This is a genomic window from Streptomyces griseus (assembly GCF_900460065.1).
Classification (GTDB): domain Bacteria; phylum Actinomycetota; class Actinomycetes; order Streptomycetales; family Streptomycetaceae; genus Streptomyces; species Streptomyces griseus.
This window is the reverse complement of sequence record NZ_UAVD01000048.1, coordinates 17,862-41,985: the sequence shown is the minus strand read 5'-3', so window position 1 is coordinate 41,985 and position 24,124 is coordinate 17,862. Positions and strand designations below refer to the sequence as shown.

The 24,124-nt window shown below is 71.3% G+C and carries 20 protein-coding genes; 9 read left to right on the top strand and 11 right to left on the bottom strand.

From position 1 onward, the window contains the following. The first annotated feature begins 29 nt into the window (after positions 1-29). Both DTB53_RS31810 and DTB53_RS31805 read left to right on the top strand, forming a co-directional pair. Entirely contained in the window at positions 30-986 is a 957-nt protein-coding gene (locus DTB53_RS31810) for a bifunctional riboflavin kinase/FAD synthetase (RefSeq protein ID WP_003965877.1), read from the top strand. 49 nt (positions 987-1,035) lie between these two features. Further along, a complete protein-coding gene (locus DTB53_RS31805) occupies positions 1,036-2,166 on the top strand; it encodes an XdhC family protein (protein ID WP_012378791.1) in 1,131 nt (376 codons plus the stop codon). Here DTB53_RS31805 and DTB53_RS31800 read toward each other — a convergent pair whose 3' ends face one another. From DTB53_RS31800 to eccE, 11 genes are all read right to left on the bottom strand, one after another. After that, complete coding sequence (locus DTB53_RS31800) at positions 2,167-3,486, bottom strand: MFS transporter (protein ID WP_012378790.1); 1,320 nt, start codon at positions 3,484-3,486, stop codon at positions 2,167-2,169. Then, entirely contained in the window at positions 3,483-4,118 is a 636-nt protein-coding gene (locus DTB53_RS31795; RefSeq protein ID WP_012378789.1) for an ArsR/SmtB family transcription factor, read from the bottom strand. The genes DTB53_RS31800 and DTB53_RS31795 overlap by 4 nt, the downstream gene beginning before the upstream one ends. A 200-nt stretch (positions 4,119-4,318) precedes the next feature. Next, on the bottom strand, positions 4,319-5,356 hold the full coding sequence (locus DTB53_RS31790; RefSeq protein ID WP_012378788.1) for an oligopeptide/dipeptide ABC transporter ATP-binding protein: 1,038 nt from the start codon (positions 5,354-5,356) through the stop codon (positions 4,319-4,321). Then, the gene (locus DTB53_RS31785; protein WP_012378787.1) at positions 5,353-6,519 is read right to left on the bottom strand and encodes an ABC transporter ATP-binding protein; all 1,167 of its coding nucleotides are present in this window, start codon (positions 6,517-6,519) and stop codon (positions 5,353-5,355) included. Before DTB53_RS31785 ends, DTB53_RS31790 begins: the two co-directional genes overlap by 4 nt. Further along, positions 6,516-7,490, bottom strand: a complete 975-nt coding sequence (locus DTB53_RS31780; RefSeq protein ID WP_003965871.1) for an ABC transporter permease — start codon at positions 7,488-7,490, stop codon at positions 6,516-6,518. Before DTB53_RS31780 ends, DTB53_RS31785 begins: the two co-directional genes overlap by 4 nt. After that, on the bottom strand, positions 7,487-8,578 hold the full coding sequence (locus DTB53_RS31775; protein ID WP_003965870.1) for an ABC transporter permease: 1,092 nt from the start codon (positions 8,576-8,578) through the stop codon (positions 7,487-7,489). Before DTB53_RS31775 ends, DTB53_RS31780 begins: the two co-directional genes overlap by 4 nt. Before the next feature lie 3 nt (positions 8,579-8,581). Continuing rightward, on the bottom strand, positions 8,582-10,459 hold the full coding sequence (locus DTB53_RS31770) for an ABC transporter substrate-binding protein (RefSeq protein WP_003965869.1): 1,878 nt from the start codon (positions 10,457-10,459) through the stop codon (positions 8,582-8,584). 219 nt (positions 10,460-10,678) lie between these two features. Further along, positions 10,679-13,837: an SCO5717 family growth-regulating ATPase gene (locus tag DTB53_RS31765; RefSeq protein ID WP_012378786.1), complete on the bottom strand. Its 3,159-nt coding sequence runs from the start codon at positions 13,835-13,837 to the stop codon at positions 10,679-10,681. 316 nt (positions 13,838-14,153) lie between these two features. Further along, positions 14,154-14,387 carry a DUF397 domain-containing protein gene (locus DTB53_RS31760; protein WP_003965867.1) on the bottom strand — a complete coding sequence of 78 codons (234 nt, stop codon included), beginning with the start codon at positions 14,385-14,387 and terminating at the stop codon, positions 14,154-14,156. A gap of 122 nt (positions 14,388-14,509) precedes the next feature. Continuing rightward, positions 14,510-15,220, bottom strand: coding sequence for a hypothetical protein (locus DTB53_RS31755; RefSeq protein WP_003965866.1), 711 nt, complete (start codon positions 15,218-15,220; stop codon positions 14,510-14,512). Continuing rightward, complete coding sequence (gene eccE, locus DTB53_RS31750; protein ID WP_012378784.1) at positions 15,217-16,572, bottom strand: type VII secretion protein EccE; 1,356 nt, start codon at positions 16,570-16,572, stop codon at positions 15,217-15,219. Before eccE ends, DTB53_RS31755 begins: the two co-directional genes overlap by 4 nt. Before the next feature lie 183 nt (positions 16,573-16,755). Between eccE and eccB the strand changes: the two genes are divergently transcribed. The 7 genes from eccB (at position 16,756) to DTB53_RS31715 (ending at position 23,893) form a co-directional block, all read left to right on the top strand. Continuing rightward, positions 16,756-18,282: a type VII secretion protein EccB gene (gene eccB / locus DTB53_RS31745; protein ID WP_012378783.1), complete on the top strand. Its 1,527-nt coding sequence runs from the start codon at positions 16,756-16,758 to the stop codon at positions 18,280-18,282. A 13-nt stretch (positions 18,283-18,295) separates the two neighbouring features. Continuing rightward, positions 18,296-19,552, top strand: a complete 1,257-nt coding sequence (mycP, locus tag DTB53_RS31740) for a type VII secretion-associated serine protease mycosin (protein ID WP_012378782.1) — start codon at positions 18,296-18,298, stop codon at positions 19,550-19,552. A gap of 162 nt (positions 19,553-19,714) precedes the next feature. Next, positions 19,715-20,200: a DUF2563 family protein gene (locus DTB53_RS31735; protein WP_012378781.1), complete on the top strand. Its 486-nt coding sequence runs from the start codon at positions 19,715-19,717 to the stop codon at positions 20,198-20,200. Beyond that, positions 20,197-21,864, top strand: coding sequence for a WXG100 family type VII secretion target (locus tag DTB53_RS31730; protein ID WP_012378780.1), 1,668 nt, complete (start codon positions 20,197-20,199; stop codon positions 21,862-21,864). The genes DTB53_RS31735 and DTB53_RS31730 overlap by 4 nt, the downstream gene beginning before the upstream one ends. Positions 21,865-21,892: 28 nt before the next feature. Then, on the top strand, positions 21,893-23,134 hold the full coding sequence (locus tag DTB53_RS31725) for a S8 family serine peptidase (RefSeq protein ID WP_042495953.1): 1,242 nt from the start codon (positions 21,893-21,895) through the stop codon (positions 23,132-23,134). A 72-nt stretch (positions 23,135-23,206) separates the two neighbouring features. Further along, the gene (locus DTB53_RS31720) at positions 23,207-23,560 is read left to right on the top strand and encodes a WXG100 family type VII secretion target (protein WP_003965859.1); all 354 of its coding nucleotides are present in this window, start codon (positions 23,207-23,209) and stop codon (positions 23,558-23,560) included. Between the two features lie 36 nt (positions 23,561-23,596). Then, a complete protein-coding gene (locus DTB53_RS31715) occupies positions 23,597-23,893 on the top strand; it encodes a WXG100 family type VII secretion target (RefSeq protein WP_003965858.1) in 297 nt (98 codons plus the stop codon). Positions 23,894-24,124: the final 231 nt, after the last annotated feature.

Here is a 24,124-nt window from a genome sequence, read left to right as displayed (position 1 = left end):
TACACAGGTTCGGGCGAGGAGCGGTCACAGTGCAGCGCTGGCGTGGCTTGGAGGACATCCCCCAGGACTGGGGACGCAGCGTCGTCACCATCGGCTCCTACGACGGCGTGCACCGCGGACACCAGCTGATCATCGGCCGGGCCGTCGAACGCGCCCGTGAGCTGGGCGTCCCGTCCGTCGTGGTCACCTTCGACCCGCACCCGAGCGAGGTCGTCCGCCCCGGCAGCCACCCGCCGCTGCTCGCCCCGCACCACCGCCGTGCGGAACTGATGGCGGAGCTGGGGGTGGACGCCGTGCTGATCCTGCCGTTCACCGCGGAGTTCTCCAAGCTGTCGCCCGCCGACTTCATCGCGAAGGTCCTCGTCGACCGGCTGCACGCGAAGGCCGTCATCGAGGGCCCCAACTTCCGCTTCGGCCACAAGGCCGCGGGGAACGTCGCGCTCCTGACCGAGCTGGGCGCCACCTACGACTACACCGTCGAGGTCATCGACCTGTACGTCACCGGCGAGGCGGGCGGCGGACAGCCGTTCTCCTCGACGCTCACCCGGCGGCTGATCGCCGAGGGCGACGTCGCCGGGGCCGCCGAGATCCTCGGCCGCCCGCACCGGGTCGAGGGCATCGTGGTGCGCGGCGCGCAGCGCGGCCGGGAGCTGGGTTTCCCGACGGCCAATGTCGAGACCCTGCCGCACACCGCGATCCCCGCCGACGGCGTCTACGCCGGCTGGCTGGAGGTGGCAGGCGAGTCCATGCCGGCCGCGATCTCGGTCGGCACGAACCCGCAGTTCGACGCCGTCGAGCGGACCGTCGAGGCGTACGCGATCGGCCGCGTCGACCTGGACCTGTACGGGCTGCACGTGGCCGTCGACTTCCTCGCCTACGTGCGGGGCATGCGGAAGTTCGACTCGATCGACGACCTGCTGGTCGCCATGGCCGCCGATGTGAAGCGCTCCAGCGAGCTGACCGCCGCGTACGACCTCACCCACTGACGCACCCGCCGGCGGTGCGGCCGGCCCGGCGACGGCGGATGCTGGCAGGGTGCGCGACATCCTGCCCGACCTCCGTGCCCGCTGCCGCGACGGCGTCCCCGTCGCCCTGGCGACCGTCGTCGCCGTGCACGGCAGCGCGCCCCGCGACCCGGGTGCCGTCATGGCCGTCGACGCGGCGGGCGCCGTGCTCGGCAGCGTCTCCGGCGGTTGCGTCGAGGGCGATCTGTACGAGGTCGCCCGCGAGGCGCTCGCCGGGGCGGGACCGCGGGTGGTGGCGTACGGGATCAGCGACGACGAGGCGTTCGGCGTCGGCCTGACGTGCGGCGGCACGATCGAGGTGCTGGTGCGCGCGTATGTCTCCGCAGCCGAACGGGCGGATCTCGGCGCCCTGCTGGACCTGATCGCCGCGGACCGTCCGGTGGCCGAGGCCACCGTCCTGTCCGGCCCGGCGGAGGCCGGGGCCCGACGCGTCGTCCGGCCCACCGGGGACGGGCCCACCGTCGGCACGCTCGGCTCCGGAGGGCTCGACGCCGCCGTCACCGACGACGCCCGCGGCCTGCTCTCCCAGGGCCGCACGGCGATCCAGTGGTACGGGGCGCACGGCGAGCGCCGGATGCAGGAGGTGGCCGTCTTCATCCGGACGTACGCCCCGCCGCCCCGCATGCTCGTCTTCGGCGCGATCGACCACGCGGCCGCCACCGCCCGCATCGGCTCGTTCCTCGGCTACCGGGTCACCGTCTGCGACGCCCGCCCCGCCTTCGCCACCCGCGAGCGCTTCCCCACGGCCGACGAGGTGGTGCGCGCCTGGCCGCACACCTACCTGGAGTCCACCGAGGTCGACGCCCGCACGGTGATCTGCGTCCTCACCCACGACCCCAAGTTCGACGTGCCGCTCCTCCTCGCGGCCCTGCGCACGCCCGCCGCGTACATCGGGGTGATGGGCAGCCGCCGCACCCACCACGACCGGCTCGCCCGGCTGCGCGGGGCGGGGGCGGACGAGGCGGCTCTCTCCCGCCTCGCCTCGCCGGTGGGCCTCGACCTCGGAGCCCGTACGCCCCAGGAGACGGCGGTCTCGATCGCCGCCGAGATCATCCAGCACCGCTGGGGCGGCACGGGCCGGCCGCTCGGTGAGCTGACGGGGACGATCCACCACCCCGGCGGACCGACCGGCACGCGGTGATCAGGGCACCGTCTTCGCGCCGTCCCGAACGGCTGCCCCCTCCTGCGGTGCGCGGTCCTCGCGGGAGCGGTCCATGGCCCGCCACTCGGGCCGCAGCCCGGCCAGGGTGGTGGTGAGGAAGTAGGCGGCCCCGCAGGCGAGCAGCACCGGAGTCAGCCCGACGGCCGTCACCGCCGCCCCGGCGAGCAGCCCGCCGAGCGGGATGCCGGACCAGGCCAGCGAGTCCCCGAGGGCGTTGACCCGGCCCAGCATCCGGCGCGGCACCCGTTCGACGAGCACGGCACCCAGGACGGGGTTGATGAACCCGGCCCCGAACCCGCTGACGGCGAAGACGGCCAGCACCACGGACAGGGGCGCGTCCACCGCGAGGACCAGGAACCTCGGGGCCCCCGCCAGCAGGAACCCGAGGAGGAAGACCGCTCTGCGGGGCAGCCGGTGGGCGGCCATCGCCGCGATGAGGCTCCCGCCGACCGCGGCGGCCCCCAACGCCGTGCTCACCAGGCCGATTGCCGCCGGGCCGTTCCCCGACTCCTCGGCCCAGACAGGGACCATGAGGGTGGTCAGCGCGGCGTCCAGCAGGTTGGTGATCCCGACCACGACGATGACGGCGAGCAGCAACGGCTCGCCGCGCAGGAAGGTGAAGCCCTCGCCGAACCGCCGCCAGTAGCCCGGTTCCCGGGCGTCGGCAGGTGCTGACGGGTCCACGGCCGGACGCCCCGTGCCGCGCGGCAGCGCGACGGCGACGATCACCGAACCGAGGACGAAGCAGCCCGCGTTGACGGCCAGACCCGTCATGGGGCCGAGCAGCGCCACGAGGGCGCCGCCCGCCGCCGGGCCGATGGTGGCGGCCAGCCGCTCGATCACGCCGGAGAGGCCCATGGCCCGCTCCAGAGGTGTTCCGGCGCGCTCCGCGGCCTCCGGGACCATGACCTCTTTTGCCAGGTCGCCCGGGCCCCGAGCGGCACCGATCACCGCGACCAGGCCCAGCAGGACGGGGAAGGACAGCAGATCCAGGGTGTGCAGCAGGGGGATCGACGCGGCGGCGGCAGCGCTCGCCAGGTCCGTGGTCCAGGAGACGGTCCGGGGACCCGTCCGGTCCACCAGCGGGCCGGACAACGCCTTGACCAGGACGTACGGAGCCATCTCGCAGAAGGCGACCAGCCCGGTCCGGGTGGCGCTGCCCGTGGTGACGAGGACGAACCAGGGGAGGGCGATCAGGGAGATCCGGGTGCCGGTCACGGAAGCGGCGATGGCGGCCAGCACCCCGGCCAGCGGCCGTAAGGACCGCTTGTCCGACAGGGCCGGCCCTGCTTGCGTCACGGCGCCTCTTCTTCCGGGGCGGGCGTGTTCAGCTCGGGCAGGATGTGCGTGATGAGGCCCACGCGCTCCGCCCCCGCCGGGGCGGTCGCCGCGTTCTCCGGGGTGTCCCGTCGGTAGCGACCGATGACGTCTCCCAACTCCTGGTAGAGCGCGGCGGTTTCCTCGGGGGTGAGGCGCAGTGCCCAGTCGCTCAGATCGAACCTCTCCCGCCAGGCGCGGGGCATCGTCCGGAGCTCGTTCAGTGTCTGCCGGGTGCGCAGCGAGTAGATGGAGGCGACGGACTGCTGGTAGGCGAGGGCGGCCTCCGGTTCCCGGTCGGCCAGTTCCGGGTCGTTGAACCAGGTCGACCGGTGCACCGAACGCCACCAGCGCTCGCGGCCGTTGCCGCGTTCCGTGTCCTCCTCGACGAAGCCCGCCGCGCCGAGCTGACGCAGGTGGTAACTGGCCGTACCGGAGTTCACCCCCAGCCGCTCCGCGAGCCTGGTGGCCGTGGACGGGCCGTGCCTCCGCAGCAGCCCGACCACCTGCACGCGGACCGGATGCGCCATGGCGCGCAGCCCCTTGGCGTCCAGGACGACCGATCCCTCGTCCAGTGACGGGTCGTCGGAAGGGTGCGGGGTGGTGTGGGTCATGCGGCAGACTCTAGACCGCAAAGAGTTCTTCGCGAAGGGTTCTTCGCGAAGAACTCTTCGCAGTCTGTCGCGGCAGGGAGCCGGCGCATGCCGACCGATGAGTTCCGCGGGGGCGGCGGTCATCATCCGCGGGACCGCCGAAAGCCACCGCGAGCGGGCTGATCCACGCCCGTTACCGGACCCGCTGAGGTCCACCGGCCTCAGGTCAGCGGTGCATCGGCGGACCCGCCCCCGCTCTCCCCGGCGCGGGCCGCCGCCCAGTGGCAGGCCACCTGCGCCTCCCCGGCCCCGTTCAGCACCGGCAGATCCACCGTGCGGCAGGACTCCGCCACGCCCGCCCGCTCCGCCTCACCCGAGGCCAGGACCTGGCAGCGGACGTGGAACCGGCAGCCGGAAGGCACCTTCGAGGGGTCCGGCGGCTCGCCCGCCAGCACCACCGGTTCGCCCTGCGCCTCCGGGAGGACGGACAGCAGGGCCCGGGTGTACGGGTGCTGAGGGGCCGTGAGCAGTTGCTCGACCGGGCCCGTCTCGACGATCCGGCCCAGATACATCACGGCCACCCGGTCCGCGATGTTCCAGGCGAGCCCCAGGTCATGGGTGACCACCAGCGCCGAGAGCCCCAGCTCGTCCCGCAGGCGCAGCAGGAGCGCCAGGATCTCGCCCCGTACCGACGCGTCCAGCGAGGCCACCGGCTCGTCGGCGACGATCAGCTCCGGCTCCAGCACCAGCGCCCCGGCGATCACGACCCGCTGGCGCTGACCGCCCGACAACTCGTGCGGAAAGCGCAGGAAGAACCGTTCCGGCGGACGCAGGCCGGCCCGGGAGAGGGCCTCCGAGACGGCCGCCCGCTCGTCGCCCGCGTACCTGTGGATGCGCAGGCCCTCGGCCACCGCGTCGTACACCGTGTGCCGGGGGTTGAGCGAGCCGCTGGGGTCCTGGAGGACCAGCTGTACGCGCTTGCGGTACGCCTTCAGGGCCCGGCCCGTGTAGTCGAGCGGGGCGCCGCCGAAGGTGACCCGGCCCGAGGTGGGCGGGACCAGGCCGAGCAGGGACCGGGCGAGCGTCGTCTTGCCGCAGCCGGACTCGCCGACCAGCGCGACGATCTCGCCGGGCCGGATGTCCAGGTCGACCCCGTCGACGGCGCGGGCGGTGGCGGCCCCGCGCCGGCCGGGGAACGCGACCTTCAGCGCCTCGGCGCTGAGGAGGGCCGTGGTGCTGACAGGGGGCGTGGTGCTCAAGGGGTGCTCCTTGCTTCGTCGTCCCCGGACTGTGCGCCGTCCGCGTGTGCGCTCTCGGCGTCGGGCCCCGCCCCCTCCGCACGGGCTCCCTCGGCAGCGGGCCGGGCGCCGTCCACGGGCGCCGCGTCCGCGTCCACCAGGACGCAGGCGGCCCGGCGCCCACCCCCGGCTCCCCGCAGCTCCTGGTCCTCGGTGGCGCAGACGTCCAGCGCCACCGGGCAGCGCGGATGGAACGTACAGCCGCCCGGCAGCGCCGCGGGGTCCGGCGGGTCTCCCGGCAGACCGCGCGGGGCGTGCCGGGAGGAGAGGTCCCCGATCCTCGGGAAAGCGGCGGAGAGCGCCTTGCCGTACGGGTGACGGGCGTCCGTGTACACCTCCGCCGCCGGGCCCTCCTCCACGACCCGGCCCGCGTACATCACCGAGAGCCGGTCGCAGGTGTCGGCGAGCACCGCGAGGTCGTGACTGATCATGATCAGGCCGACGTTCTGGTCGGACACCAGCTGCTCGATCAGACGCAGGATCTGCGCCTGGATCATCACGTCCAGCGCGGTCGTCGGCTCGTCCGCCACGATCAGCCGCGGATCGCAGGCGAGCGCCATCGCGATCATCACGCGCTGGCGCTGCCCGCCGGACAGCTCGTGCGGGTACGCCTGCGCGCGGGCGGCCGGCAGGCCCACCTGCTCCAGCAGCTCACCGGCGCGCCGGCGGGCGGCGGCCGGGGTGGCCTTGCTGTGCAGCAGGATCGGTTCCGCGATCTGGTCCCCGACCCGGTGCACGGCGTTCAGCGAGTGCATCGCGCCCTGGAAGACGATCGACGCGCCCGCCCAGCGGACCGCTCGCAGGCGGCCCCACTTCATGGTCAGGACGTCCTCGCCGTCGAGCAGGATCTCGCCGGTCAGCTTCGCCGTCGCGGGCAGGAGCCGGAGCAGAGCCAGGGCCAGCGTCGACTTCCCGCAGCCGGACTCACCGGCGATGCCGAGCTTCTGCCCGGCCTCCACCCGCAGATCGACCCCCCGTACGGCGGGGACGGCGTCGGCCCCGCCCCCGTACGTGACGGTCAGGTTCCGCACCTCCAGGAGCGGTGGATCACCGACCGGGTTCGACGGGCCGGGGGAGCCGGCCGGATCCGGGTTCGGTGTGGTGGTCGTGGTCGTGGCGGTCAACGGGACACCCCCAGCTTGGGGTTGAGCACGGACTCGACGGCGCGGCCGCACAGCGTGAAGGCGAGGGCGACCACGGCGATGGCGAGTCCGGGCGGAGCGAGGTACCACCAGTTGCCGGAGCTGACCGCGCCGGCCTCGCGGGCGTCCTGGAGCAGACCGCCCCAGGAGACGATCGTGGGATCGCTGAGCCCGAGGAAGGCGAGCGTGGCTTCGGTGAGGATGGCGGTGGAGATCACGAGCGTGGTCTGGGCCAGCACCAGCGGCATCACATTGGGCAGGACGTGACGGGACATGATGTGGCGGTGTCCGCCGCCGAGCGCCCGGGAGCGTTCGATGTACGGGCGGGACTCGACGGACAGCGTCTGGGCGCGGACCAGCCGGGCCGTCGTCGGCCAGGTCGTCACGCCGATCGCCAGGATCGTCGTCCACACCGACCGGGACAGGACCGTCGCCAGGGCGATCGCCAGCACCAGGGTCGGCATCACCAGGAACCAGTCCGTCACCCGCATGATGACGGTGGCGTACCAGCCCTTGAAGTGGCCCGCGGTGATCCCGATCAGGGTCCCGATCGCCACCGACAGGAACGCGGCGAGCAGCCCGACCGTCAGCGAGACCCGGGTGCCCCACAGCATCAGGGCCAGCAGGCTGCGGCCGAACTGGTCGGTCCCGAGCGGGAACTCGCCGCTCGGCGCCTCCATCGGGCCGCCCGGGGCGTTGGTCACGCTCTGCGAGTCGGCCCCGACCAGCAGCGGGGCGGTCAGCGCGAGCAGGGCGATGACCGCCAGCACGGCCAGCCCGACGAGCCCGGCGCGGTGCGTGCGGTACTGCCGCCAGAAGCGGGCCACCGCCTGCCGGCGCCGGGCCCGGGTGAGGGCGCGCGGGCTCTGCCCCGGGACCTGCTTCGCCGGAGGCCCGGAGGGCTTCCGGGCCTCCGGTTCCAGCGGCTCGGGCTTCTGCATCGACGTCGTCATCGGCCCACCCGGGGATCGAGCAGCGGATAGATCACATCGGCCAGCGTGTTCATCAGGATCACCGCGGCGGCGAACACGAAGAACAGCGCCTGCACCAACGGCAGGTCGGGCACGCTCAGCGCCTGGTAGAACAGGCCGCCGAGACCCGGCCAGGAGAACACCGTCTCCACCAGGATCGCCCCGGCGACCGTCGTGCCGAGGTTCACGAAAAGCAGCGTCACGGTCGGCAGCATCGCGTTCGGCACGGCGTGCTTGCGGCGTACGAGGTCGTCGCGCAGCCCCTTGGCGCGGGCGGTCGTCAGATAGTCGCTGCCCATCTCGTCCAGCAGCGAGGAGCGCATCACCAGCAGGGTGCGCGCGTACTCCACGGCGACCAGCGTGACCACGGGCAGCACCAGGTGGTGGGCGATGTCCAGCACCCGGTCGATCCCCTCGGTGTTCCCGGACTCCATGCCGCCGGTCGGGAAGATCCCGGGGATCGGGCCGATGCCCACCGACAGGGTGATGATGAGGAGCAGGCCGAGCCAGAACGAGGGCACCGAGTACAGCGTCAGCGCGAACGCCGTGTTCGCGCGGTCCCCGGCACTGCCGTTGCGCCACGCCGAGCGGGCGCCCAGCCAGATGCCGAGCAGGGTGTAGATGACGAAGGCGGTCCCGGTCAGCAGCAGGGTGGCCGGCAGCGCCTCGGCGATCTTGTCGACGACGGGGGCGCGGAACTGGTACGACGTACCGAAGTCGCCGGTCAGCGCCTTGCCGCAGTACTGGGTGAACTGCTGCCACAGCGGCAGGTCGAGGCCGAACTCCCGGCGCATCGCCGCGATCTGCTCGGTCGACACCTGACGGCCGCCGGTCATCTGCTTGACCGGGTCGCCGGGGATCAGCCGGAAGAGGAAGAAGCTGGTGACGAGGACGGCGAAGAGGGAGACGGCCGCCCCGGCGAGTTTGCCCGCCGCGTAGCGGGCGTAGGCGGCGGTGGAGCGGGAGCGCGGGGAGCGGGCCGACGGCCCGGCCGGAGCCGGGCCGCCGGATGCGGTGCTCTCCACGCCCGCCGCGCCCTTGAGCAGGGCGGGAGTGCTTTCTGAGCTCATGGACTATTCACGGTCTTCCGCGGTGGAGCGGCGACGCATGGCGAACAGGAGTCCGCCACCGGCGAGGACGACGACGGCGATCCCGATCCCGACGAGCACCCCGGTGGAGGAGCCACCGGAGTCGGAGGAACCGGACGAGGAGGCCCCGGCGGCCGGGACCGCCGACCACCAGCTCCAGTAACCGTCCTGGCCGTAGATGTTGCCCGCGGCCGACGGCATGGTGGTGATGGACTCGATGTGGTCGGTGCGGTAGGCCTCGACGGCATTCGGGTACGCCATGACGTTCATGTACCCGGTGTCGTACAGCCGCGACTCCAGTTGCTTGACCAGATCCGCCCGCTTGGCGGGGTCGTACTCGGCCAGTTGCTTCTTGTAGAGCTCGTCGTACTGCTTGTCGCAGATGAAGTTGTCCGTCGACGCCGTCTCCTTCGCCTTCGCCGGCAGCGCGTCGCAGGTGTGGATGGAGAGGACGAAGTCGGGGTCGGGGTTGACGGACCAGCCGTCGAAGGCGAGGTCGTACTCACCGGCGTACCAGGGGTCGGAAACGTTGTCGAGGCAGTCGACCTTCAGCCCGATGCCCTGCTCGCCCCACCACTCCTGGAGGTACTTGCCGATCGCCTTGTCGTTGGGGTCGGTGGCGTGGCAGAGGATGCGGAAGTCGAGCGGCTTGCCGTCCTTGCCGACGCGCTTGCCCGCGCTGTTCTTCTCGTACCCGGCCTCGTCGAGCAGGTCCGAGGCCTTCGCCGGGTCGTGGGCGAGCTTCTGGTCCGCCGACGGCTTCCAGAAGTAGTCGCCGAAGCGGGGCGGGATGTAGCCCTCGCCCTCGACGGCGTGCCCCTGGAACACCTTGTCGATGATGGTCTTGCGGTCGACCGCCATGAACAGCGCGTGCCGCACCTTCTGGTCCAGCAGCGCCGGGTGCCCGTCGCCGAACTTCTGCCCGTCCTTGGTACGGGCGCCGGGGTTGACGGCGAGCGCGAAGAAGCGGCGGCCCGGGGCGTCGTTCACCTTGATGTCCGGGGTGTTCTCCAGGGAGGCGGACTGGGCCGGGGTCAGGCTGGGGCTGCCCGCGACGAAGGACACCTCGCCCTTGCGCAGGGCGGCCACGGCCGCGTCCTGGTCCTTGTAGTAGCGGAAGACCAGCTCGTCGAACTTGGGGGACCCGCGCCAGAAGTCCTTGTTGGCCTTCAGCTTCACATAGCTGTCGACCTTGTAGTCCGTCACGATGAACGGACCGTTCCCCACGATGGGGAACTCCTTGTCGTTGTTGAACTTCGAGAAGTCGCCGACCTTCTCCCAGAGGTGCTTGGGGACGATCGGCACGTCGAGCGCGGCCATCGTGGCCTGCGGCTCCTTCAACGTGATGACCAGCTTGTCCTTGCTGGGGGCGGTCACCTTCTCGAAGTTCCCCACGAAGCTGCCGTTGGAGGTGGCGGCGCCCTCGTCCGTCATCATCTTGTTGAACGTCCAGGCCGCGTCCTCGGCGGTGGCCTGCTGCCCGTCGGACCACTTCGAGTCCGAGCGGATCGTGTACGTCCACGTCAGCTTGTCCGCGGAGGGCTCCCACGCGGTGGCCAGACCCGGGATCGCCTTGTTGTCCTTCGGGTCGTAGTTGGTGAGGAAGTCGTACATCAGCCGCAGGACGCTCGTGCTGAGCAGCCGCTGCGCCAGGAACGGGCTGAGCGAGTCGACGCTCTGCGCGACGGCGACCGTGAGCGTCGACTTCCCGTCCTCCGCGCGCGCCTCGGAGGGGTCGGGCGCGAGCGGGTTTCCGGGTACGACGGATCCGGCGGTGAGTGCCAGGGCGGCCACGCCGGAGGCCAGCAGGAGGCGTAGGCGTCGGCGTGGCCGGGTGGAGTGGTGGGGAACTCTAGTGACCATGGACGGGGACCTCGCGTCATCACTCGCTGAAGAAGGCGGGCAGATCTCTGGTTCGCCAGTTGGTGAAGCGAAGGTCTATCAGCGGTCGTCAAGGCTCGTCAACGGTCCGTCAAACCGCGTGTGGGCTGCGGGAATAGCGGAAGGACCCGCACCGCGCGAGCGGTACGGGCCCTTCACCGGACCTTCACTGACCCCCATTGGTCTCAACCACTTCGGGTCCTACTGCCGAGGTGCCGGCGGCGGCTGGGGAGGCGTCTGCTGCCAGCCGGCGGGAGGCACCGGCCCCTGCAGATCGGGCTGGCCTGCCGGGTTGGCCTGCTCGCCCTGCTGCTCCGGCTGCGGCTGCTGCGGCACACCCGCCCCGGGCGCACCCGGGCCGGCCTGCGGGGGAGGCGCCTGGAGCCACCCGTTCTGCGGTCCGCCCTGCGCCCCCTGCGGAGCGTAGGGTCCGCCCGGCTGACCGGCGGTCGGATATCCCCCGTACGGCGGCTGCCCGCCGTAGGGCTGCTGGGCGTACGGCTGCGGCTGCCCGGGCTGCCCGGGCTGCGCGTGCTGCCCCGGCTGTGCCTGCGGGGGGTGCCCGGGGTGCGGCTGCTGCGGGTAGGGCCGACCGGGTCCGGGCTGCTGCGGCGCGTACGGCTGCCGGCCCGGGATCTGCTGTCCGGGAGCGTGCTGAGGGGCGTGCTGACCGGGGACGCCCTGCTGTCCCGGCATCGGCTGTCCCGGCATGGGCTGTCCCGGTGCCGGGTAGCCCTGCTGGCCGGGCATGGGCGGGGCGAACTGCGGCGGCGGGTTCTGGCCGTCCCCCGTCCACAGTCCCTGCTGCTGCTGGGCCCGCGCGAAGTCCTCGGCCACCAGTGCCGAGAGGTGGAAGTACGCCTCACGGGTCTTGGGCCGCATCATGTCGAGGTCGACCTCGGCGCCGGCCGCCAGGTGCTCGTCGAACGGGACGACGACGACGCCGCGGCAGCGCGTCTCGAAGTGCTGGACGATGTCGTCCACCTTGATCATCTTTCCGGTCTCGCGGACACCGGAGATGACGGTGAGCGAACGCTGCACCAGATCGGCGTAGCCGTGCGCGGAGAGCCAGTCCAGCGTCGTGGAGGCGCTGGACGCACCGTCGACCGAGGGCGTGGAGATGATGATCAGCTGGTCGGCGAGGTCGAGCACCCCGCGCATCGCGCTGTAGAGCAGCCCGGTGCCCGAGTCGGTGAGGATGATCGGGTACTGCTTGCCGAGCACCTCGATCGCGCGCCGGTAGTCCTCGTCGTTGAACGTCGTGGAGACCGCCGGGTCCACGTCATTGGCGATGATCTCCAGACCGGAGGGCGCCTGCGAGGTGAACCGCCGGATGTCCATGTACGAGTTGAGGTACGGGATCGCCTGCACCAGGTCGCGGATGGTCGCCCCGGTCTCACGGCGCACCCGCCGGCCCAGCGTGCCGGCGTCCGGGTTGGCGTCGATCGCGAGGATCTTGTCCTGCCGCTCGGTGGCCAGCGTCGAACCCAGCGCGGTCGTCGTGGTGGTCTTGCCGACCCCGCCCTTGAGGCTGATCACGGCGATCCGGTAGCAGGACAGCACCGGGGTGCGGATCAGCTCCAGCTTGCGCAGCCGCTCGGCCTCCTCCTTCTTGCCGCCCAGCTTGAACCGGGAGGCGGCGGAGGGGTTACGGCTGCTCTTGGCCTTCTGCTTGCCCCGCACCAGCCGGTCGGAGGAGAGCTCGACGGCCGCCGTGTACCCGAGCGGGGCGCCGGGCACCGACCGCTCGCGCTGGTCGTGCGCCACCGGGGTGGGCCAGGCTCCGCCCGTACGCGGGTCGACGGGCGGTTGCTGCTGCTGAGGCGGCTGGGCCTGGGGCTGTTGCCCGTACGCCTCCGGCTGCTGCGGGGCGACGGGGGCGGGGAGGTTGGGGTTGCTCTGGGCCGGGAAGGTCGCCTGCGGTTGCGGTTGCGGTTGCGGTTGCGGCTGCGACTGGAGCTGCGGCGCGGGGGGCGCTTGGCCCGGCTGCGGGAAGCCGTAGCCGCCCTGGGGCGGGAAGCCGTACCCGCCCGCGCCCTGGGGGGCCTGAGGCGGCAGCGGCGCTCCGGGCCCGTACGGACCGTGCTGACCGGGGAACCCCTGTTGCTGGTACGGCTGCTGAGGTGCCTGAGGTGCCTGGGGTGCGTGCGGCGGCTGATCCGCCTGCGGGAAGCCGTAGCCGCCGGGTGCCTCGTTCGCCGGGGCGGAACCCGGCCACTGCGCCGCCGGCTGCGGGGCGGAGGGCCCCGGCGCGGCCGGCTGGAAGGTGGGCGGCAGCGGCGGCAGCGCGCCCCCCTGCGCGGGCGGCGACCACGGCACCGGTGCCGCGGCGGCCTGCGGGGCGTCGGCGGCGGGAGGCGGTACGTCCTGGGGCGCGGCGTCCCGCGCGCCCGTGCCCGCGGGGACGCCGGGGGCGGACACCCCGTCAGGGCCGGGGGTTCCGTCGGTGGTCGTCCCGGCCGGGCCGCCGCTCTCGGAGACCGCGGAGCCCGCGTCCGTACGGGAGACGGCCTCGGAGCCCGTGTCGCCGAGCGAGGGAAGGGGGGAGACGGCCGCCTCGGAGGACGTGGCGGACGTATCGGAGGAGGCGGGGGAGGGAGGGGACGCGGAGGTGACGGACGAGGAGGTGCCCTCGGACCCCGAGCCCGAGCCTGCGTCCGAGGCCGGGCCGGGAGCGGTGGGCTTCGCGTCGTCGGGCGCGGCCCCGGCGCCGGACGGGGCGTCCGGGGCGGCCCCGGACCCCGTCCCCCCGGCGGATCCGGCGGCGGCCTCCGCCTCGCGCTCCGCGATCTCCCGCTTGAGGGCGGCGGGCGAGAACCGCATCGTCGAGCCGCTCTCCACGTCACCGCCGCCGAACGCGCCGGTATCCCCGCTGTCGGCCCCGGGAGCGGCAGCCGGAGCGTCCGGAGTCCCGGTGTGCGGTGCCGGAGCGTGTGAACCGTGCGTGTGCGGTGCGGTGGCGTCCGAACCCTGCGTGTGCGGAGCCGGGGCGTCCGGAGTCTGCGCCCGGGGAGCCGGAGCGTACGGCGTCGCCGGTACGGCGGGGGAGACCGGGGGCTCCGGAGCCGCGGGGACGGCCGGCTCGGCGGAGGCCGGAGGGGCGGGCGCCCAGTCGGGGTCGAAGCCGCCCGGCGTCGCCGACAGGCCGGGCGAGGACAGGGGCGCCCCGACCGGCGGCGGAGGCGGCGCCAGGTGTGAGCCCGCGCCCCCCGACGAATCCCCCGCCGCGTTCTGCGTGTACCAGGCGGGAGGGGTGTAGTCGATGGTGAACTCACCCGTCATCTCGGCGGGATCCGCGTCGGACGACTCGTCGACGGGCAGGTCCCATCCGCCGCGGATCTCGTCCCGATCGCCGTTCACTTTGCCTCCTGGTGTGGTCGAGCACCCTTGTGCCGTGGTGGGTGGGGGCGACCGTTCCCGATGTGCCGGTACGCCCGGCTCTCCCCCTTGCGACGCGCGTCACCCGCTCGCAGGTTTCTTCTGCCGCGCCCCACCCACCCTAATCGCCATCCGGTGAACTCAGGCAGGGCGTGGGGCACGGCAAACCCCGCCCCACGGGCCCGGTGCCGCACCCCGGTGAACGCGGTGCGAAGGAAAGGGGGCGACCAGACGGTCAATCCGTGCCATACACGCACAGGGCGAAGCGGGAAAGCTCACTCCGGCTCCGCGGTGCGGCCTACGTGAGGTCGAACTCCCCGTCGCGAGCGCCCAGGACGAACGCCGTCCACTCCGCCTCCGTGTACCGCAGCACGGTGTCCGGGTCCAACGAGGAGCGCATGGCGACGGCACCGCCCGGCAGGTGCGCGATCTCGACCCGCTCCTCGGCCTCCTCGGTGCCGGGCGCGCTGAGCCACGTCACATCCGAGATGTCGAGAGCGTAGAGCTCGTCCTTTTCCTGCTGGGTGCCCATGGCGGCGTCCCTTCGATCGAACGGATTCGGTGCGTGGTCCATGTTCCCCGGAGGGAGGGGTGTTCGTGGGCCGAACGGCACAGGAATCAGTCCATCCGGTGCCGAGGGCACAGGAATCAGAATCAGTCCATCCGGCGAGCCGTGCCCAGCAGTCCGGTCTCGGCGTCCGTCGGGTTCGTCATCACCCAATGGTGTTCGCCCCCCGCCACCCAGAGGGTGACCCCGTCCGCCAGGGTGGGCAGCGCCTCGTACTCGGCGCGCGCCAGCCCCAGGATCCGGCCGATCTGCTCGGCCTCGCCGGGCGAGACCCGCTGGACGCCCACCAGCGCGGACGACCGCATCAACCGCGGTGCGACCGGGCTCAGATAGGGGAGCAGCGTCAGCACGGACTGCCACGGCGAGGACACCACCCGGCCGCGCGGCGGCCGCATGCCGCAGTCCCGCACGACGACCACGGGGCTGCCCACGGTCGCCCCCGTCGGCGGAACACGGCCCACGTCGTACAGGGACACGCACTCCAGCCCGGCGCCCGCCGCCTGGGCGAGCGTGGTCCAGGCCTGGACGCGACCGGTCTCGACCGCCACCCGGGCGCCGGTACCCGCCGCCCGCAGCGCCAGGACCTGCGCCGTCCACAGTCCGCCGATCAGCGTGACGTCGTAGGGCACCGGGCGGTGGAAGCCGATCAGCTGCGGCTTGTTGTTCGCGTCGTTGCCGATGATCACGCCGTCGTCGCCGACCGGCAGGGACAACGCCCCCAGGTGGTCCGCGGCCACCGTGTGACCCGCGTGGCGGGGGCCGCGGAGCCCGCGCCGGGGCTCGGTCCGGTTGCTCACTGTGCGCCTCCCAGCGGGAGCGTGGCCAGAACGCCCGGCAACTGCTCACGGTCCAGTCGTGCCAGCCCCACCTTGGCGTGTCGGGCCGCCTGCTCCAACGTCCTTCTCACGCCGATCAGTTCGGTGTCCGAACCGCCGGTCACCCGCACATGCCCGACCACGCTCGTCGATCCCTGGCGCACCCCGCGGCGCACCGTCAGACTGAACGTCGTCGCGTACGCGGGCACCGACGTGAGCAGCGCGACCAACTGCGGCAACGGCGTCGCGCCCCGGCCCAACTCGGGCCAGCGGTCCACCGCGTACGTGGTGTGCCAGCGGTCGTCGCACCGCCAGACCCGGGACGTCTCCATCGTGCGGCGCTGCGGGGCGGCGTCCGGCCGGCCCGCCCGCCCCGACAAGATGGGATTGGCGCACGCGGAAGTCGCCACGGCGGAGTTCAACTCGTCCTGGTCCAGGACCGCGGCCTGGAAACCGGCGCCCGTGACCCGGCTCGCCACATGGTCCGCGACCCGCACCAGGCAGCGCTGCGCCCCCTCCAGCCCGCCGCCGCGCGCCTCGATGGCCTCACGGCACAGCTCGGGATCCAGCTTCACCGCCACCCACGTCATCCGCAGGGCGGGCGCACCGGTCTGGTCCTGCAACGGGCCGTAACTGAGCCGGGCCACCGACTGCTGCGGCAGATGAGGGGCCGGCGCGCACCGTACCTGCTGCACCAGCTGCGCCGACTCCAGCACGATGTCATCCACCTGGAGGGCGTCGCCCAGCAGCGACAGCGGAAGCGACCGGGCGCCGAACGCGGGCCTCAGCGACTCGCCGCTCGCCTCCACCCGCACCACGGCCGTCAGGAACGTGCCGTCACCGAGCATCCCGACCGTCCGGTGGGCCCGGTCCACATACACCTGCGGGCCGAAGCCGGGCACGTTCTCGGCGACCGGCGCCAGCATCGGCTCCGCTTCCGAGGGCGGCGTGGCCGCGGACCGGCGCCGGGCCCGGAGCCCGAGGGCGCCCGACACCCAGTCCTGGAGCGCGCGGCCCCGGCGGCGTACCACCGCGAGGGCGACCAGCAGACAGAGCACCACGAGCGACGGGATCAGCCAGACGCCACCGAGCGCCGCGCCCACGGCGGCGACCACGAGACCCACCTCGACGATCACCAGCTGCCGCAGCACGGGACGCACCCGGTCGGTCCGCGAGATCGAACGCAGCGTCGTCGCGGCCGGGGCGTTCGCGCCGGGGGTCCCAGAGGGCTGGGCGGGGGGTGTCGCGGGCGACTCGTTGCTACGTTGCCTCCGGGAAGTCCCGGAGGTTCGGCGGCCGGCCCGCCCGGTACGCTCGCGCCTAGCTGCACCCATCGCCGCGTTGCCCCCTCGTGTCCGTATTCACCGCTTTTTACACGGGTGTTGATCGGGTCGTCACCCTACCTGAGCACAGGGAGCGGGACCCCAGCAGGCATAGTAGGGGCGCGGTACGGCAGCGGGGGCCGACGGTGCGTGTGGGACCCTGTTCGATCACTGGGGAGAAGGGTCAGCGGACACATGGCATCACGGCGGGATGAGCTCAACGCCTATACCTTTGCGAAGCGGAGGTTGATCGCACAGTTCCTGCAGCCCAACCCCACAGGTTCCGAGGAAGGCGCCCCCAAGCCGCTGCGCGCGGTACTGCCCGGGGCCATCATCGCCGTCGTGGTTCTCGCGGTCTTCGGGGCGTGGGGCATGTTCAAGCCGGTGGCCCCCCAGAAGTGGGACGCGCCCAAGGAACACGTCATCATCGCCAGCAAGTCCACCACCCGTTACGTGGTGCTGGAGACCGACGGCAAGAAGCAGTTGCACCCCGTCCTGAACATGGCCTCGGCCAAGCTCCTGCTCGCCCCGGACAAGGGCACCGTCGTCAACGTCAACGAGTCGGTCCTGGACAGCGGCAAGATCCCGCACGGCGCGACGCTCGGCATCCCGTACGCCCCCGACCGGCTGCCCGACGCCAAGGAGGCGGGCGCGGCCAAGCGCTGGGCGGTCTGCGAACGGCCCGGCGAGGGCGGCAGGGCCATCCAGAAGGCCACCTTCATCTTCGCCGAGCGCGAGGAGAAGAAGACCGAGGGCAAGAACGCCCTGGCGGGCGGTGAGCTGATGTACGTCGAGGGACCGGACCGCGCCCGCTACATCGTGGACGCCGCCGGCAAGGCCTACCCCGTCCAGAAGGACGAACTGCTCCTGCGCACCCTGGTCGGCCAGGACGCCGAGCCCCAGCGGGTCTCGGCCGCCTGGCTGGCCACGCTCCACACCGGGGCCCCGATCACCTTCCCGACCGTGGACGGCACCCCCGGAGCCCCCGCGGGCGCTCCCGGCACGCTCGACGACGAGACGAACCGGGTCGGCATGGTCCTGACCGCCACCGCGGGAACCAAGACCCAGAGTTACGTCGTCCTGCCGAGCAGGGTCGCCCCCGTCTCGGACTTCACGGCCAAGCTCCTGCTCAGCAGCCGGCAGTTGGTGGACCTCAAGCAGGCGGGCAACGCCAAGCCGGTCAGCGCCGCCGAACTCGAACCGGGCGCCCCCTTCAACCAGAAGCGGGACTGGCCGGTCAGCAAGCCCGAGCCCGTCAACTCCCCGGACGTCAAGAAGGGCAGTCGGAACACCGTGTGCAACGTACTGCGCGGCGTCGACGCGGACAGCGGTGCCACCACGCTGAGCACCTGGGTGGGGACGGGCTTCCCCGCGACGCTCCCCACCGGCTCCAGCAGCGCCTATGTCACCCCGGGATCGGGCGAGTTCTTCCGCCAGTTCAAGGGCTCCACGACCAGTGCCGGCTTCCTGTTCCTGGTCACCGACACGGGCCTTCGCTACGCGATGCAGTCCAACAGCGACAGCGGCCAGGTCGACTCCGGCATCGGCGCGTCCGGTTCGAAGAAGGAGCGGGAGGCCCAGCAGGCGGAGGCGCAGCAGGCGCAGAACCGGCTCGGCTACAAGGACGTCGACCCCAACCCCGTACCGGCGGTCTGGTCCGCCCTCCTGCCGACCGGCCCCCGGCTCTCCACCGGCGCGGCCAGCCAGCCGCAGGGTTCGTGAGCGGGGCACGGACATGGTGACCCACGACCACCACCGCGCGGCCCGCCGCCTCCTCACCGCCACGGCGGCGGCAGCCGTCCTCGTCGTCACCCTGCCGGCGCTCCCGGCGGCCGCGGACGACTCGGCCCAGTGCACGTTCCCCGCGAAGAACTACCCGGGCCGGCCCTGGGCGTTGCAGCGCGTCCTGCTGGACGAGGTGTGGAAGCAGTCGACCGGCAAGGGCGTACGCGTAGCCGTCATCGACACCGGAGTCGACGTCAGGAACAAACAGCTCAAGCCCGCCGTGGACACCGGCGCGGGCCGCAACTTCCTGCCGAAGGGTCTCAAGAACGACGACGGGACGAAGATCGAACGCGGCAAGGAGAACGGCACCACGGACACCGTGGGCCACGGCACCAAGGTCGCCGGCATCATCGCCGCGCGCGAGATGAAGGGCACCGGCTTCAGCGGCCTGGCCCCCGACGCGACGATCATCCCGATCCAGCAGAACGACGCCGAGGGCCACGGCACGACCGACAGCCTCGCCCGAGCGATCCGGTACGCCGCCGACGACGCGGACGCGGACATCATCAACATCTCCCAGGACACAGCCGACGCCGTGAAGCCGTCCGCGGAACTGCGGCAGGCCGTGGACAGCGCCCTCGCCCAGGACATCGTGGTCGTCGCGTCGGCCGGCAACGACGGCCTCGGCGGCAACGTCAAGGAGACCTACCCGGCGTCCTTCAAGGGCGTCCTCGCCGTCGCCTCCTCGGACCGGAACAACGAACGCGCCGCGTTCTCGCAGTCCGGTGACTTCGTCGGCATCGCCGCCCCCGGCGTGGACATGGTCTCCACGGTCCCCGGCGGCGGACACTGCGCCGACAACGGGACCAGCTTCTCCGCCCCGTACGTCGCGGGAGTCGCCGCCTTGATCAAGGCGAAGCACCCCGACTGGACACAGGAGCAGATCGTCGCGCAGATGCAGCAGACGGCGGAACGCTCGGTCGCCGGCCACGACATCCTGGTCGGCTGGGGCGTGGTCGACCCGGCGCGCGCCCTCACCGAGGACGACAAGCCGATCGACCGCCCGGTCGCGAGCGAAGGGATGAGCAAGGGCAAAGCCCCCACCCCCGCCGAACTCCACCTGGGCGAAACGGCCGACGAGCGGAACGCGCGCCTGGCGACGTACGTCGTGGTCGGCGGCGGCGTCCTGGTGGCGGCCGTCGCGGGTACGGCTGTGGCGGTACGGGACAGGCGGAGACGCGCGGGGCGCTTGGCCGGCGAGGCATAGCGACGGGAACGGTGAAGAACGGTGAGGAGTCGGTCATGAGACAAGTCACGTGACTCTCAAGTCGATTGGCGCTGTCGTAGGCAGTGACTAGAGTTGTCGGGATGAGATCGGATCGGACCGCGTCAGTGCGATAGCAACGCGGGACGGGCCGAGCAAACGGGGATGCGGAACGGGGAGGACGGCATTGTGACCGATCCAGGTGGCGGTGGCGGTACGGGGGACCTCAGGCGCGGAGTGGGTGCGCTGGAGAAGTTCAAGAGTCGTGTCGACGCCCTGCTGGCGGACTTCGAGGGCTCGGCGGCCAGCAAGACGAAGGTCGCCGACCAGAAGGTCTCGCGGGCCTCGCTGAGCGGCCCGAACGCACGCTTCGCCGAGGCGGACGGCCTCTACACCCAGTACAACCGGGTTCACTCCTCCCTCGTCTCGCTCTCCAAGTCCCTCGGCGACCAGATCGAGTACCTGAGCCTGGGCGTGCACGCGGCGGCCGTCGGCTTCGACAACGTCGAGGACGACGTCAGGCGGCGGTTCTACGAGATCCAGACGCGCATGGACGAGGAACGCGAGAAGCACGCGGAGCGCGCGAGGAACGCGAAGCCCGAGCAGGAAAACAACGACAAGCAGTCGGACTCCGGGTGGGGCGCGGAATGAGCGACGAGCAGCAGCAGAACCTTTCGCCTGCCGAGCAGACGAAGCAGGACGAGGGACGGGTCCAGACCCAGATCGTCGTCACGGACATGACGGAGATGGCCGGCCGTGCCCTGGAGTCCTTCGGTCTCGGCAACCCCCGTACCGGGGGCCGTACTTCCTTCGAGGGACATCAGCTCAACGCCCTCATCGACATGGTGGAGAAATCCAACCCGGAACACCTGGAGAGCGCAGGCGAGGCCCTCTGGAAGGCCCGGGACGCCATCCGGCGCGCGGCGAAGGAGCTGAAGGACCACCTCAAGGGGGTCGACTGGGAGGGCGAGTCCGGCACGGCCTTCCGGGCCTTCGGCACGGGACTGGTCGCCCACGCTGAGAAGCTCGGTGACTTCGCGGACGCGGCCGGCACCCAGATCACGGTCGCGGGCACCGGCCTGGCGTCGGTCAAGAGCGCCATGCCGCCGCGCGACCGCCGGATGATCCAGACGGACGTCAAGGACATCCTGTTCCCGGCCCGGACGGAGACCAACCCGCAGTACGCGGCGGCGCTTGAGGTGGAGAAGAACCGCCAGGAGGCCATCAACCAGATCAACCGGCTGGCCTCGTACTACTCGGTCTCCGAGGAGGTGCTGGCGGGGCAGGAGCCACCGCGGTTCGGGAAGAATCTTGATATCGACATGCCGAGGCCGTACAAGGACCCCATCGCAGGTCCCTCATCCGGGACTCCCGGCGTTGGCTCCGATGCTCTCGGTAGCAGTACTGGTCCAGTTTCCTCAGGCCGCTCGGTAACTGGGGAGCCCGCTTCAGTATCTTCAGCCGGCCTGACCCAGGCTGAGGTTCCCAGCTCCGTAGCCTTGCCTGACAGGGGAACGGCTACGGAGATCAACAGCGTCGCCCCTCCGAAGGCTCCGCCGCCGGTGACCAGTACACCTCCGCTGACGTCTCCCACGCCCACGGCGGGTCCAACGGGGATGCCGCCGACTGCCGTGCCGCCCCCCTTCATGAGCACCACGCAGGGAAATCCGTCGCGTACGACAGGGCCTTCGGCGCAACGGACGGTGCATCAGACCGGCTTGGGCGTTGGTAAGGCGCAGGCCACGGGGGGAGGACCTGTGGCCAAGGGGCCTGGCGGCGGGCCTCCGGTCGGACGCCCCAGCCCCATGGGGGGCGGAGGAACGTCCACCGGTCGTCCGCCGATCGGCGCGCAGTCGCCGATCACCGGGCGTTCCACTCCTGCGAGTGGGCGGCCGATCACCGGCCAGGGGGGTGGGCCCACAGCCGGCGGACCTCGTTCAGGAGGCAGAACCGGCATCGTCGGAGGAACGCCCCAGAATGCACCTCAGGGCAGAGCTTCTGGCGGAGTCTCTGGCCAGCGGGGCGTGATCGGAGGGCGCGGAGCAGCTGCTGCTACCTCCCGACCCGGCGGTCGGTCTTCTCAGACTTCGGGCTCGAACGGAGTCGTGGGTGCTCCCCGGAAGGCTGCTGGCGCCGGCTCGAACGCCAAGGGCTTCACCTCTGGCGGGGCAGGGCTCGTACGAGGTCCTGCTGGTCGGCAGAAATCCGGCCGTGAAGACGATGACAACGGGTCGACCCGCCCCGACTACCTGACGGAAGACGAAGAGACGTGGAATGCCGGGCGGCGCGGGGCCGTGCCGCCGGTGGTCGAATAGGAGTCCCAGGGAAGGTGCGGAAGCCGGGATGACAGCAGGAATGGGCCGGGCTCAGAGGCATGTGCGTGCGCTCGGCGTGCTGGCTGTGGCCGCCTCGTGGAGTGTGGTGTTCGTCGGCGCGGCGCAGCCCGCTGCAGCGGATACTCAGTCGAAACAGTGGTACCTCAGCGCGATGCAAGCTGAGGAGATGTGGAAGGTCACGACCGGTGAAGGCATCAAAGTCGCCGTCATCGACACCGGGGTGAACCCGTCCACGCCGTCGCTACAGGGACAAGTGCTCAAGGGCGTCGACGTAACCGGAGCACCGGGCGACGAAACTGATGATTACCATGGCCACGGCACGACGATGGCTGAGCTGATCGCCGGGACAGGCAAGGGTGGTGGCCTGAAAGGACTAGCCCCGGGTGCCAAGATCATCCCTGTACGCATGAGCGACGGCGAGTTCATGAAGCAGAACTCCACCATCTTCAGTGACACTGCGAAAGCGATTCGAGCCGCGGCCGACACTGATGCGCAAATCATCAGCATGTCTTTCGGTAGTCCGCGCTACCTGGATTCTAATCGTGAAGCGGTCAAGTACGCCGAAAGTAAAGGCAAGTTGTTCCTTGCCTCCGTCGGAAACGAGGGGGATGAGTCGAACAAGCCGGTATATCCGGCCTCGTACCCCGAGGTAGTGGGTGTCGCCTCGGCGGATCGCAAGGGGAAAGTTTCCCAGTATTCGCAACACTCAGGTTCAGTGGATGTCGCATCTCCTGGGAGCGATGTGCCAGGGTGGTGCGACAGTTCCTTCAAGAACTACTGTGACGGCGACGGCGGCACGAGTTCGGCGGCCGCCATCGCCTCCGCCTCCGCCGCCCTCGTCTGGTCCCTCCACCCCGACTGGACCGCCAACCAGGTGCTCAACGTCCTCTTCGACACGGCTGGCCGTGACTGGAAGAAGGGCGAGACCAGTAAGTACCTCGGCCACGGCCTCATCCGCCCGTCGATGAACGTCCTCAAGGGCAAGGGCGACCCCGGCGACCCGGACATCAGCCCGCTCACCAAGGAGAGGACGACCGGCGCCGCCGAGTCCTCCAAGCCCGAGGCCGCCGCCTCCGCCTCGGCGCAGGCCGCCAAGAACGGCGCGGAGGGCGAGAAGACGGTAGCGGCGGAAGAGGCCAAGTCCTCGGGGGACAAGAGCCAGTTGGGGCTGATCCTCGGAGTGGCCGCAGTTGTGGTCGTGCTCGGTGGAGTGGCCTACGCCGTGGTCCGCAGGCGCAAGGCCGCTTGACCGCACGTTCCGCATGTACCGGCCGGCGATCCATGCCGGCCTTGCAGAACCAACCGAAAGGGAAAGAGAACCATGGCAGACCAGAAGGTCTCAGATGCCGCGCTTCTGAAGCTGGAGGGTGACCTCAGCATCAAGTTCGACTCGGTGAAGGGTCAGCTCCGGCAGCTCCAGGCGACGATCGACAACCTCGAAGGCAAGTGGAAGGGCATCGGCGCCAACCACTTCAACCAGAAGCAGACCGAGATCAACAACCGCATGGTCAGCCTGGCCAAGCAGCTTGCCCGCTTCCAGGAGTCCATCAAGGCCGCCCGTACCATCTCGGGCGACAACGAGGACGAGATCCGCCAGGCCCTCAGCGGCGTGGACGTCGTCGCCGGCCACAACAACAGCGCCAAGGAACAGTCGTCCAGCCTGAACAGCTTCTGACTTCTGTCCCGTAACTCGAAAGCAGCGGAGGACCGCATGGGAAACAACGACGGTACGACGGTCGTCACTTACGCGAGCCTGGACCTCGCGGCCGGTGAGATCAAGAAGCAGGCGAAGCAGCTCGACAATGACCTCAAAGAGATTCAGTCGATGATCGCCAAGGTGTCGGAAGTGTGGGAGGGCGAGGCGAAGCAGGCCTACACCGCAGCCCAGGAGCGGTGGAGGACGGACGCCGACGCCATCCGCGGCAACCTGGACGACATCGCCCGGAAGGTCAGCGAGGCGTCTCCTATCTACCGCAGCGGTGACAAGCGGGCGGCAGCGAACTTCTGACGGAGTCCGACCGCCGCGGCGAAAGCGCCACCGGCACAGCACAACCGGCACGACCAAGCGCAACGAGCAGAACCAGCACAGCACATCAGGGTGGACACGCGCGGGAGGTGTCCACCCTGAGCTGTGTCCTGAAGCCTTGGAGAACTGGGTCCTCAGAACCAGGCGCCTGCCCTGAACCACCACCTGCCCTGAACCACCACCTGCCCTGAACCACCACCTGTCCGGAACAGC

Bases quoted from the DNA above. Each gene is read 5' to 3' on its own strand.
- DTB53_RS31795 (WP_012378789.1), bottom strand. From the start codon at position 4,118: ATGACCCACACCACCCCGCACCCTTCCGACGACCCGTCACTGGACGAG.
- DTB53_RS31780 (WP_003965871.1), bottom strand. From the start codon at position 7,490: ATGACGACGTCGATGCAGAAGCCCGAGCCGCTGGAACCGGAGGCCCGG.
- DTB53_RS31775 (WP_003965870.1), bottom strand. From the start codon at position 8,578: ATGAGCTCAGAAAGCACTCCCGCCCTGCTCAAGGGCGCGGCGGGCGTG.
- DTB53_RS31770 (WP_003965869.1), bottom strand. From the start codon at position 10,459: ATGGTCACTAGAGTTCCCCACCACTCCACCCGGCCACGCCGACGCCTA.
- DTB53_RS31760 (WP_003965867.1), bottom strand. From the start codon at position 14,387: ATGGGCACCCAGCAGGAAAAGGACGAGCTCTACGCTCTCGACATCTCG.
- eccE (WP_012378784.1), bottom strand. From the start codon at position 16,572: ATGGGTGCAGCTAGGCGCGAGCGTACCGGGCGGGCCGGCCGCCGAACC.
- eccB (WP_012378783.1), top strand. From the start codon at position 16,756: ATGGCATCACGGCGGGATGAGCTCAACGCCTATACCTTTGCGAAGCGG.
- mycP (WP_012378782.1), top strand. From the start codon at position 18,296: ATGGTGACCCACGACCACCACCGCGCGGCCCGCCGCCTCCTCACCGCC.
- DTB53_RS31735 (WP_012378781.1), top strand. From the start codon at position 19,715: ATGCGGAACGGGGAGGACGGCATTGTGACCGATCCAGGTGGCGGTGGC.
- DTB53_RS31730 (WP_012378780.1), top strand. From the start codon at position 20,197: ATGAGCGACGAGCAGCAGCAGAACCTTTCGCCTGCCGAGCAGACGAAG.
- DTB53_RS31725 (WP_042495953.1), top strand. From the start codon at position 21,893: ATGACAGCAGGAATGGGCCGGGCTCAGAGGCATGTGCGTGCGCTCGGC.
- DTB53_RS31720 (WP_003965859.1), top strand. From the start codon at position 23,207: ATGGCAGACCAGAAGGTCTCAGATGCCGCGCTTCTGAAGCTGGAGGGT.
- DTB53_RS31715 (WP_003965858.1), top strand. From the start codon at position 23,597: ATGGGAAACAACGACGGTACGACGGTCGTCACTTACGCGAGCCTGGAC.